Here is an 11,498-nt window from a genome sequence, read left to right as displayed (position 1 = left end):
CCAGATGCCGGTTCCGGTGGCGGCCAGGACGTCCTCGCTGCGCATGGGGCCACTGTATGGAATACCCGCCGCTCCCGCCCGGCAGCAACGGCCAGGGCGGTAGTCTGAGGGGCGGATCGCGCCGGTATCGCGGCAACGGACGGCACCGGCCGCCGGCCAGGGCGGGAGGCGCGTCTCCACCGACGACACTGACCTGACGACTTGGATGAATGATGCACCGGTACCGGTCCCACCACTGCGGCGAGCTTCGATCGCAGGACATCGACACCGACGTCCGGCTGAGCGGCTGGCTGCACAATCGGCGCGATCTGGGCGGCATCCTCTTCATCGACCTGCGCGACCACTACGGTCTGGTCCAGCTCGTCGCCCGTCCCGGCACCCAGGCCAACGAGGCGCTCGGCTCGCTGAGCAAGGAGAGCGTCGTACGGATCGACGGCCGGGTGGTCGCCCGCGGCGCGGACAACGTCAACCCCGAGCTGCCGACCGGTGAGATCGAGATCGAGGTCTCCGACGTCGAGGTCCTCGGCGTCGCCGAGCAGATCCCGTTCACCATCAACACCGAGGACGGGGTCAACGAGGAGAAGCGCCTGGAGTACCGCTTCCTCGACCTCCGCCGCGAGCGGATGCACCGCAACCTCCTGCTGCGCACCGCGGTCATCTCCGCGATCCGGCACAAGATGACCGCCCTCGGCTTCAACGAGATGGCGACCCCGATCCTGTCCGCGACGTCCCCCGAGGGCGCGCGCGACTTCCTGGTCCCCTCCCGGCTGCACGCCGGCCGCTTCTACGCGCTTCCGCAGGCGCCGCAGCAGTTCAAGCAGCTGCTGATGATCGCCGGATTCGACCGGTACTTCCAGATCGCGCCCTGCTTCCGCGACGAGGACGCCCGCGCGGACCGTTCGCCGGGCGAGTTCTACCAGCTCGACGTCGAGATGAGCTTCGTCGAGCAGGAGGACGTCTTCCAGGTCGTCGAGAAGCTGATGAGCGAGATCTTCGAGGAGTTCGGCGGCGGCCGGGAGGCCACTTCGCCGTTCCCGCGGATCCCGTTCCGCGAGGCGATGCTCAAGTACGGCTCGGACAAGCCCGATCTGCGGGCGCAGCTCGAACTCACCGACGTCACCGACGTGTTCGCCGGCTCGGACTTCAAGGCGTTCGCCGGTAAGCACGTACGTGCGCTGCTGGTGCCGGACACCGCGGACCAGACGCGGAAGTTCTTCGACCGCATGGGCGATTTCGCGGTCGAGCAGGGCGCCAAGGGCCTGGCCTGGGTGCGGGTCGGCGAGGACCGGACGCTGACCGGCCCGATCGCCAAGTTCCTCACCGAGGAGAACACCACCGCCCTGCTCGGCGCGCTGGGCGCCGAGCCCGGTGCGGCGATCTTCTTCGGCGCCGGCGAGTTCGACGAGGTCTCCAAGATCATGAGCGCGGTGCGGGTCGAAGCCGCGCGCCGCACCGGTCACTTCGAGGAGAACGTCTTCCGCTTCTGCTGGATCGTCGACTTCCCGATGTACGAGAAGGACGAGGACACCGGGAAGATCGAGTTCTCGCACAACCCCTTCTCGATGCCGCAGGGCGGCCTGGAGGCGCTGGAGGGCAAGGACCCGCTGGACATCCTGGCCTGGCAGTACGACATCGTCTGCAACGGTGTGGAGCTCTCCTCCGGCGCGATCCGGAACCACGAACCGGAGGTCATGTACAAGGCGTTCGAGATCGCCGGGTACGACAAGGACGCGGTGGAGGAGGAGTTCGGCGGCATGCTGCGCGCCTTCAAGTTCGGCGCCCCGCCGCACGGCGGCATCGCCCCCGGCATCGACCGGATCGTGATGCTGCTCGCGGACGAGCCGAACATTCGCGAGACCATCGCCTTCCCGCTCAACGGCAACGCGCAGGACCTCCTGATGGGCGCGCCCTCCGAGGTCGACGACGCCCGTCTGCGCGAGCTGCACCTCTCGCTGCGCAAGCCGCCGCCGGCGAACAAGTAGCGGCCGGGGCCCGCCGCGTTCGGCGGCCCTCGCTCCACCGGCCCGGGCCGGTGGAGCGAGGGCCGCCGAACGCGGCGGGCCCCGGCCGCTACTTGTTCGCCGGCGGCGGCTTGCGCAGCGAGAGGTGCAGCTCGCGCAGACGGGCGTCGTCGACCTCGGAGGGCGCGCCCATCAGGAGGTCCTGCGCGTTGCCGTTGAGCGGGAAGGCGATGGTCTCGCGAATGTTCGGCTCGTCCGCGAGCAGCATCAGCGCCGCAGGCGCCAGGATCAGCAGCACCACGGACGGGTCCGTCAGCAGTACGCGCACGAGGAGCGCCAGTACGCCGTCGGCGCGCACCTCCCGCAGCGAGCCGACGAGGGAACGGCCGACCAGTACGTCGACACCGACCAGTGCGCCGAACGCCAGCATCGGAGTGAGCAGCACGCCGTGCGGCAGCGAGCGCAGCAACAGTTGCCACAGCGCGGGCCGTTGGCCGGCGCCGTCGACCAACTCCAGTCGCAGCAGGCGCTTTCCGGGGGTCGTACCGGTCGCCCACGGGGCGAGGCCGAACCAGCAGACGCAGACGAGCAGCGGTGTGCCCAGCACCACCGCCGGGGTGAGGCCGCGTTGGTGCAGCCCGACTGCGAGGCCGACCAGTGTCACCGCGCCGACGCCGATCATGTCCACGGTCAGCGCGGTCAGTCGGCGTCCGAGGGGGACCGGTCGGCGGGCCAGTGCCTTCGCGTCGAGCGACGCGATGCTCGGCAGACGCCGCAGCAGCGGGCCCGCCAGGAACCAGCCGAGGGCGGCGCCGGCGGTGTTGGTCAGCAGGTCGTCGACGTCGAAGAGCCGGTAGGGGCAGGGGTAGGCGCCCCACAGGGCGGTGCCCTGGGTGGCCTCGAAGAGGAGCGAGAGCCCGAATCCGAGCGCCACGGTCGTCGCGAGGTTCCGCCGGAAGTGGTAGCGCAGGAAGAGACCGAGCGGCAGGAGCAGCAGCAGGTTGAAGAGCGCCCCGGCGACGGCGGGGTTCTGGAGGACGAGCGTCTTCACGGTGATGTCGCTGCCGGCCTCCCGCCAGATGTCGGTGAAGGTGTGGCCCGGTGTCCACTCGGGATCGGCCTTGGCCGCGAAGCGCCGGCAGAAGTCGGGAGTGAGGCGGGGCAGCGGGATGAGCGTCAGGCAGACCGCGGTCAGCAGGTAGTACCCGAAGGCGCAGAGCGAGAGCGCCCGCCAGCGCGAGAGCACCCCGTGTCTGCGGTACAGCACCACGGCGCTCGGCAGAAAGAGCAGCACAGCGAGCAGTGGGAAGACCGTCGCGGCGGTTTGGACCGGGAGCATGTATGACTGGACCACGCAGAGGACTATACACGGCATGTATACATTGAGTGCATAGTCGTTTTCCGTCGGGCTCGACGGCGCCTGGTTGCCTGAGAGTTCCGAGGTTCCCCGCGGCGCCGCGGTGCGCGACGGTACGGGCAGGGCGGGCCGCCGAAGGCCGGCCCCGCGACGGGCACCACGACTTGGGGGAACCATGAACGGGATCAGCAGGCGGCTGCGGAGCGCGGCGGTGGCGAGCGGACTGGCCCTGTCCGTCGGCGTCGGCGTGACGGCCGGTACGGGGGTCGCGACGGCGGCGCCCGGACCGGACCGGGCGAGCGGCGGGGCGGCGGCGACCTGCTACGGCAGTGCCACGGACGTCACGTTCGCCATGGGCTCGGACGAGGCCGCGCACACCTTCGGGCCGTACTGGACCGCCAATCCGAGAAAGTGCGGCGACATCAACCTCAGGATCACCACCTGGGGCAACGCCTCGACCCTGCGCTCGCGGATCTGTTTCAAGCCGACCAGCGGCAACGACTTCTGCGTTCCCTGGAAGGGCCTGAAGAAGGCCGACACCCTGAACAAGTGGCGGGTGCTGGCGACCGATGTGATCCCGGGAACGAAGTACACGATCCAGCTGGACTTCGCGAGCGGGACCTTCAGGGGCAAGCTGGCCGACTGAGCGGGCCGGGCAGCGGATCGACTGAGCCGAGCGAGGCGACTGAGCTGGCTGTGCAGAGCGGGGGTGACGGCGTGAGGGCGGTGTCCGGTCGGCCGGACACCGCCCTCACGGCAGGCAGTTGCGGATGCGCGGGCCCGCTGCCGGGCCCGCGGGGCTCACTCCTCGCCGCCGCCGAACCGCTCGCGGTAGCCGGCCAGGTCGTCCTCGGTCAACTTGGCGAAGAGCACCGGCGGCACCGTGAACGGCGTACCGGCGGGGACCGCGTCCAGCGCGGCGGCCTGCTCGGCGCCCACCCAGGTCGCGTCGTCTGCCGGGAGGGCGAAGGCGGTGCGCATCGCCCGGGCGGCGGTCGGGATGTACGGCTCGGAGATCACCGAGTAGAGGTGGATGAGGTTCATTGCGGTGCGCAGGGTCAGCGCGGCGGTGTCCTGGTCGGTCTTGATCTCCAGCCAGGGGGCCTTCTCCTCCAGGTAGGAGTTGCCCGCGCTCCACAGCGAACGCAGCGCGTGCGCGGCCTTGCGGAACTGGAGCGCCTCCATGTGCTCCTCGTACTCCGCCAGCAGCCGGGAGATCTCGGTGCCCAACTGCCGTTCGGCCTCGCCCGGTTCGGCGCCGGCCGGCACCTCGTCGCCGAAGCGCTTGCGGGAGAAGGAGAGCACGCGGTTGACGAAGTTGCCGAGGGTGTCGGCGAGGTCCTTGTTGACGGTGGCCGAGAACAGCTCCCAGGTGAAGCTGGTGTCGTCCGACTCGGGCGCGTGCGCCATCAGGAAGTAGCGCCAGTAGTCGGCCGGCAGCAGCTCCAGCGCGGCGTCGGTGAAGATGCCGCGGCGTTGGGAGGTGGAGAACTTCCCGCCGTAGTACGTCAGCCAGTTGAACGCCTTGACGTAGTCGACGCGCTTCCACGGCTCCTGGGTGCCGAGCAGCGTCGCCGGGAACATCACCGTGTGGAACGGGACGTTGTCCTTGGCCATGAACTCGGTGTAACGCACGTCCGCCGCCGCGTCCCCGTACCACCAGGAGGCCCAGTCGCGGTTCTGGTCGGGAGCGGAGTCCGCCCACTCCTTGGTCGCCGCGACGTACTCGATCGGGGCGTCGAACCAGACGTAGAAGACCTTGCCCTCGGCGGCCAACTCCGGCCAGGTGTCCGCCGGTACGGGCACGCCCCAGTCCAGGTCACGGGTGATCGAACGGTCCTGGAGGCCCTCGGTCAGCCACTTGCGCGCGATGGAGGAGGCGAGTGTCGGCCACTCCTCGCCGACCTCGTCGATCCACGCCTCGACCTCACCGGCCAGCGCGGACTGGCGCAGGAAGAGGTGCTTGGTCTCGCGGACCTCCAGCTCGCTGCTGCCGCTGATGGCCGAGCGCGGCTCCAGCAGGTCCGTCGGGTCCAGGACGCGGGTGCAGTTCTCGCACTGGTCGCCGCGCGCCTTGTCGTAGCCGCAGTGCGGGCAGGTGCCGACGATGTAGCGGTCCGGCAGGAAGCGGCCGTCGGCCACCGAGTACACCTGCCGGATGGCGCGCTCCTCGATGAAGCCGTTCCGGTGCAGGCTGCGGGCGATGCGCTGGGTGATCTCGGCGTTCTGCGGGGAGGAGCTGCGGCCGAAGTGGTCGAAGGCGAGCCCGAAGCCGTCGTAGATCGCCTTCTGCGCTTCGTGCTGCTGGGCGCAGAACTCCGCGACGGGCAGCCCGGCCTCCTTCGCGGCGAGCTCGGCGGGGGTGCCGTGCTCGTCGGTCGCGCAGATGTACAGCGCCTCGTGGCCGCGCTGGCGCAGGTAGCGGGTGTAGACGTCCGCCGGGAGCATGGACCCCACCATGTTGCCCAGGTGCTTGATCCCGTTGATGTAGGGAAGGGCGCTGGTGATGAGGTGTCGAGCCATTGCGGCTGCTCCCAAGTCGTTACCGTCAGTGATCAGTTGTGGCCGAACGGCCGCATTTATGGTATCCGAGCCGTGCCCGCGACCGCGCCGCGGTTTCGCGGCGGGCGGCGCCGGGAGCGCAGGATTTCCGCGGTCCGTACGCCTCCGTCGGCGCTTACGGCAACGGGCGGCGCACGCACCGGAGATCGGTGCGCACGCCGCCCGTGGGGGCCCGCCGGATCAGCGGATCAGGCGTGGATCTGCGCCTCGCGAACGGCTTCCAGCCACTGCGGGAACTCCTCGGTCAGGGCGTCGTAGAGCTCCGCGTCGGAGAGCGAGCGCGGCTCCAGACCTGCGTGGAAGAAGCCCGCGTTGTCCACCGCGCGCCGCTCCGGCACCGGCAGGCCGGAGTCCAGCTTGCGCAGGAAGTTCAGACCGGCCGACTTCGGGTCGCCGAAGCCGATGAACTGCCAGAACAGCGGCTTGCTCGCCGCGTCGCACAGCGCCTTCTCGGCGGCGGCACGGCTGGTGGGGGCACCGTCCGTCTGGAAGATGACCAGTGCCGGGTCCGTGGCGCCGGACTGCTCGTAGTGCTCGATGACCGCCTCGACCGCACGGTGGTAGTTGGTGCGGCCCATGTGCCCGTAGGAGGCGTGGAGTTCCTCGACCCTGCCGGAGTAGTTCGTCAGGTCGATCTCGTCGCTGCCGTCGATCTCGGTGGAGAAGAAGACCACCGGCACCGTGCCGTCGTCGTCCAGGTGCGCCGAGAGCCCGAGGACCTGCTCGGCGAGGTGCTGGACCGTACCGTCCTTGTAGTACCTGCGCATCGAGCCGGAACGGTCGAGCACGAGGTAGACGGCGGCCCGCTGTCCGGCGATGCCGCGCTTCTCCAGCGAGACGGCGGCGGCCTTGTACAGGCTGATCAGCCCGGGCGCCGTGGCAGTGACCTTCTCCAGCGAGACCGCGGCGGCGTTCTCCGACGTCTCGGTGGTGGCCCGGGTGGTCGCCTCGGTCGGCTCGCTCGCCTGGTGCGGGACGGTCGCGGCGCGCGGCTCCGCGGCCTCGGCCCGCGCGGGCTCCGGCGCCGGGGCGGGGTCCGCCTCGGCGGTGGGTGCGGCCTCCGGTTCGGCGGCCTCCGGCTTCGCGGCCTCGGTGGCCCCGGTCTGTGTGTCCGCCGGCTCCGTGGCCTCGGACTTCGTGCCCTCGGCCTGCACGCTCTCGGCCTGCACGCTCTCGGCCTGCACGTCCGCCGGCTCCGGCATGTCGACGGCGCTCGTGACGGAGTCGGGGGCGGTGGTGGCGGCCGAAGTGTCGGCTGCCGCGGTCGCGGCAGCCGGGCGGGTCGGCTCGACGGTGCCCGGGTCGGGCGACTCGTCGTGGCCGGCGCCGGCCACGGAGTCCAGGAAGTCCGCCGAGGTCGTACGGCCGGAGGAGCTGCCGCCTTCCGAGCCGCCGTCCTGCGAACTGCCGTCCTGCGAACGGTCGTCGTCGGCGCCGGTACGGGACCCGCGCTCCCGCGAGACGTCGTCCGCCGCGAAACGGGGGGACGGTACGCGGTTGTCGTCCTCGTCGTCCTCGTCGTCCTCGGTCCGGTTCTCCGCCGAACCCGACGAGGCGTCGGCGGATTCCGTGCGGCCCGTGGCGTCCGTGGCGTCCGTGGCGTCCTTCGTGTCCGCCGCGTCCGGGGCCGGGCTGTCCGCCGCGGCGGTCGTGGCGGTCACGGGCTCGGGCGTACGGTCGGTCGCCGGCTCGGCCGCGCTCCCGCTCCGCTCGTCCGCCGCGCTCGCGGCGGGCCGGTCGGCGGTGGGCCCGGTGTCGTTCTGGTCCTTCGCAGTCTGCGGTACTGCGTCCTGCTCAGCCGGCGAGGACTCCGGCTCCCGGTTCGGTTCCGCCGAGCGGCCGAAGAGGTTCCGCAGGAGACTCCTTATACCCATGGGGAGTGCGCCTTTCGATCAGATGCGTGCGCTGGGCGGTTCGGCAAGAGTAGAGGTCGATCACGGCGGATACCGCATCGGCCACAGCTTCCCGGGTTTCATGCTGCGTTCACCGAAGAGTTGTCCACGGGACGGTCCTGACCAATAACTTCACGCCCCGTATGGATGTGATGGCGTACGGATCTGGAGGGGCCCATGCGCAAGCTGCTTCCGCTGATTAGTCAGCACCCTAGTGGTGGACGCTCTGCAATGACCTGTCACTACCGGTGTGGTGACGCTTGTTTCAAGGAAGTGCCCAACAAGAGTGACAACTCGTACTTCGGCGACATTGTCGCCGGGGCGCTGTCGCGCCGCTCGATGCTGCGCGCCGGCGCGGTGGCGACGGTCGCGGTCGCCGGTGGTGCGGCGCTGAGCGCTTGCTCGACGGCGGGCGCGGTGCCGGTGGAGAAGGCGGGCGAGGCCGGTCGTCCGGGCAGGCCCGACGGTGCAAAGGGTCTGCGTTTCCGACCCGTTGAGCCCAACACCAAGGATGCGGTGACCGTACCGTCCGGTTATGACCAGAATTTGGTCATCCGTTGGGGCGACCCCATTCTGCGCGGCGCGCCGGACTTCGACGCCGACAAGCAGTCCGCCAAGGCACAGGCGGGCCAGTTCGGTTACAACAATGACTTCCTCACTCTGCTTCCTCTTCCGGGCGAGCAGGGTCGCCAAGTTCTCTTCGCGAACCACGAGTACACCAACGAAGAGATCATGTTCCGGGGATACGACCCGGAGAAGCCGACCAGGGAGCAGGTCGAGATCGCCCAAGCGGCGCACGGGCTGAGCGTCGTGGTGGTGCAGGAGGAGCGAAAGACCGGAAAACTGAAGGCAGTTCCGCGGCACAAGCTGAACCGTCGTTTCCACAGCCGGACCGAGTTCAGGCTGACCGGCCCCGCTGCCGGTTCCGAGCTGCTGCGCACCTCGGCCGACCGCACCGGCACCAAGGTGCTCGGCACCTTCAACAACTGTGCGGGCGGCACCACCCCCTGGGGCACGGTGCTCTCCGGCGAGGAGAACTTCAACCAGTACTTCGGCAACCTCGACAAGGTGACCGACGCCGAGGCCGCCGCGCGGCTCAAGCGCTACGGCTTCGAGGAGGGGGCCACCGCCCGCCGCTGGGAGGAGTTCGACACCCGCTTCGACCTGGCCCGGGAGCCCAACGAGGCCAACCGGTTCGGCTGGGTCGTCGAGGTCGACCCGTACGACCCGGACTCGACCCCCGTCAAGCACACGGCCCTCGGCCGCTTCAAGCACGAGGGCGCCGAGCCGCAGCTCACCGCCGACGGCCGTCCGGTCGTCTACAGCGGGGACGACGAGCGCTTCGACTACATCTACAAGTTCGTCTCCGACAAGCGGGTGCGCAGGGGCAGGTCACGCGCCGACCGCGCGCACAACATGACGCTGCTGGACGACGGCACGCTCTACGTCGCCAAACTCACCGGCGACAGCCCGAAGAAGGAGATCGACGGCTCCGGAAAGCTGCCCAGCGACGGGGAGTTCGACGGTACGGGCGAGTGGATTCCGCTGGCGAGCGGCGACGAGTCGTTCGTCGACGGCATGACGGCGGAGGAGGTCTACCTCTTCACCCGGCTGGCCGGCGACAAGGTCGGCGCCACCAAGATGGACCGCCCCGAGGACGTCGAGCCGAGCCCCCGCACCGGCCGGATCTACGCCGCGCTCACCAACAACACCGCGCGCGGTGTGGACGACGGCGCGGGCCCCGACGAGGCCAACCCGCGCATCGAGAACAAGCACGGCCACGTTCTGGAGATCGCCGAGAACTGGGACGACCCGTCCTCCGACGGCTTCGTCTGGCGCCTCTTCCTGGTCTGCGGCGACCCCGAGGACGATTCGACGTACTTCGCGGGCTACCCCAAGGACAAGGTCTCGCCGATCTCCTGCCCGGACAACCTCACCTTCGACCCGTACGGCAACCTGTGGATATCCACCGACGGCAACGCGCTCGGCAACCACGACGGGCTGCTCGGCGTCGCCACGGCCGGTGAACGCCGCGGTGAGGTCAAGCAGTTCCTGACCGTGCCCAAGGGCGCGGAGACCTGCGGGCCGATCGTCCAGGAGGACCGCGTCCTGGTCGCCGTGCAGCACCCGGGCGAGCTGGACGACGCGTCCGCGGAGAAGCCCGGCTCCCAGTGGCCGGACGGGCCCGGAAAGATCAACCGGCCGTCGGTCGTGGCGGTCTGGCGCAAGGACGGACGACGCATCGGCGTCTGAACCGGGTGATCCGGTGGCCCCGCGCGGTGGTCCGCGCCGGTGGTGCGGCGGTCCGGCGCGGTGGTCCGCGCCGGTGGTGCGGTGAGGCGGCCGGGGCAGGCGCGTGAGGCGCGTGGCTCCGGCCGCCGTGCGTCGCGGTCCGGTACGCCGTCGCGGGCGTACGGAGCGTGCAGCCGTACGGAGCGTGCAGCCGTACGGAGGGCCCGGTCGTACGCCGTTGCCGCGGGGCGCGGCGCACGAGGCGCGGGTCAGCCGTACGGCGGACGTCGGTGTGCGTCGCGTCGCGGGGGCCGCAAGCCTGGCCGCATGGGAGCGCGCAGGTCTGACGAGGAGACCCGTACGGCGGGACGCCACCGCGAGCCGGGGCGTCGCTCCGGAGGACTCCTGGGAGGGGCGGTGACCCCCAGAGCCGCGTTGCTGATGTTCGGCGTGCTGCTCCTCCAACTCGCCTTCGTCGCCTCCTACATCGGCGCCTTCCACCGGCCCGACCCGCACCGCGTCCCGATCGACGTCGTCGCCCCCGACCGGTCGCGGCCGGAGCTGGAGCGCCGGCTGGACGGTCTGGACGGCCGGCCGCTGGACGTCGTGCGCGGCACCTCCGACCGGGAGAGCGCCGAGCGGCGGCTGCGGCAGCGGGAGGTGGACGGGGTGTACGTCGTGGACCCGGGCGGCCGTACTGACACCCTGCTGGTCGCCACCGCGGCCGGTTCCTCCACCGCGCAGGCGCTGGAGGAAGTGTTCGACCGCGTCCAGCGGGAGGAGGACCGACAGCTGCGCACCGAGGACCTGGTGCCGGCGGGCACCGGCGACAGCCGCGGACTCTCGGCGTTCTACCTGGCGATCGGCTGGTGCGTGGGCGGTTATCTGAGCGCGGCCGTACTGGCGATGAGCTACGGAGCGCGCCCCAGCACCGTCCGCAGGGCCGGGGTGCGGCTGGCGGCGGTGGCGGTCTACTCGCTGCTCGCCGGGCTCGGCGGGGCGCTGATCGCCGGGCCGCTGCTGGACGCGCTGCCGGGCGGCGTGCTGCCGATGGCCGGCCTCGGCGTTCTGACGGTCTTCGCGGTGGGCGCCGCGACGCTGGCGCTCCAGTCGCTGGCCGGCACCGTGGGAATCGGGTTGGCGATCCTCCTCGTCGTCGTCCTCGGCAATCCCAGCGCGGGCGGCGCGTACGGCGGTCCGCTGCTGCCGACGTTCTGGCGGGAGATCGGTCCGCTGCTGCCGACCGGCGCCGCCACCTGGAGCGCACGCTCGATCGCCTACTTCCAGAACTCGGCGCTGGGTGGGCCGCTGCTGGTGCTGGGTGCGTGGGCGGCTGCGGGCGTCGTGCTGACGCTGCTGTTCACGCTGCGGCACCGCAGACGGGCGAAGGAGGACGCGCTGAAACCGTCCTGGGCGCGCTGAGCGGCGCGGCAGGGCCCGAGCCGGCCGGGGACCGGGGCGGGACGGCGGAGAGTGAGGCGCGTGGCGGAGAAG

Annotated in this window: 6 protein-coding genes and 2 pseudogenes; 4 read left to right on the top strand and 4 right to left on the bottom strand. The window is 70.8% G+C overall.

Features of this window, described 5'->3' with window-relative positions; translation table 11 throughout:
- Nucleotides 1-212 precede the first annotated feature (212 nt).
- A complete protein-coding gene (gene aspS / locus JGS22_RS07825) occupies nucleotides 213-1,982 on the top strand; it encodes an aspartate--tRNA ligase (protein WP_211043666.1) in 1,770 nt (589 codons plus the stop codon).
- An 88-nt stretch (nucleotides 1,983-2,070) separates the two neighbouring features.
- Here the strand turns inward: aspS and JGS22_RS27335 are convergent.
- Nucleotides 2,071-2,311, bottom strand: a pseudogene (locus JGS22_RS27335) (aspartate--tRNA ligase); the annotation flags it as partial.
- Nucleotides 2,312-2,400: 89 nt separating this feature from the next.
- Nucleotides 2,401-3,300 (bottom strand): annotated as a pseudogene (locus JGS22_RS07820) (VanZ family protein); the annotation flags it as partial.
- 193 nt (nucleotides 3,301-3,493) lie between these two features.
- Between JGS22_RS07820 and JGS22_RS07815 the strand changes: the two are divergent.
- Nucleotides 3,494-3,964 carry a hypothetical protein gene (locus JGS22_RS07815; protein ID WP_211042388.1) on the top strand — a complete coding sequence of 157 codons (471 nt, stop codon included), beginning with the start codon at nucleotides 3,494-3,496 and terminating at the stop codon, nucleotides 3,962-3,964.
- A 155-nt stretch (nucleotides 3,965-4,119) separates the two neighbouring features.
- Here the strand turns inward: JGS22_RS07815 and metG are convergent, their stop codons facing one another.
- Together metG and JGS22_RS26130 are read right to left on the bottom strand one after the other, a co-directional pair.
- Nucleotides 4,120-5,841, bottom strand: a complete 1,722-nt coding sequence (gene metG / locus JGS22_RS07810) for a methionine--tRNA ligase (RefSeq protein ID WP_211042389.1) — start codon at nucleotides 5,839-5,841, stop codon at nucleotides 4,120-4,122.
- A gap of 227 nt (nucleotides 5,842-6,068) precedes the next feature.
- Nucleotides 6,069-7,754, bottom strand: coding sequence for a VWA domain-containing protein (locus JGS22_RS26130; RefSeq protein ID WP_236073077.1), 1,686 nt, complete (start codon nucleotides 7,752-7,754; stop codon nucleotides 6,069-6,071).
- A 195-nt stretch (nucleotides 7,755-7,949) separates the two neighbouring features.
- Here JGS22_RS26130 and JGS22_RS07800 point away from each other — a divergent pair, with 195 nt between their 5' ends.
- Nucleotides 7,950-10,025 carry a PhoX family protein gene (locus JGS22_RS07800; protein WP_211042390.1) on the top strand — a complete coding sequence of 692 codons (2,076 nt, stop codon included), beginning with the start codon at nucleotides 7,950-7,952 and terminating at the stop codon, nucleotides 10,023-10,025.
- 306 nt (nucleotides 10,026-10,331) lie between these two features.
- The gene (locus JGS22_RS07795) at nucleotides 10,332-11,426 is read left to right on the top strand and encodes an ABC transporter permease (protein WP_236073076.1); all 1,095 of its coding nucleotides are present in this window, start codon (nucleotides 10,332-10,334) and stop codon (nucleotides 11,424-11,426) included.
- The last annotated feature ends 72 nt before the right edge of the window (nucleotides 11,427-11,498 follow it).

The sequence above is a fragment of the Streptomyces tardus genome (genome assembly GCF_018101125.2).
Lineage (GTDB): Bacteria > Actinomycetota > Actinomycetes > Streptomycetales > Streptomycetaceae > Streptomyces > Streptomyces tardus.
Note: the sequence above shows the minus strand (reverse complement) of the source record. Positions and strands in the feature narration are given on the sequence as shown.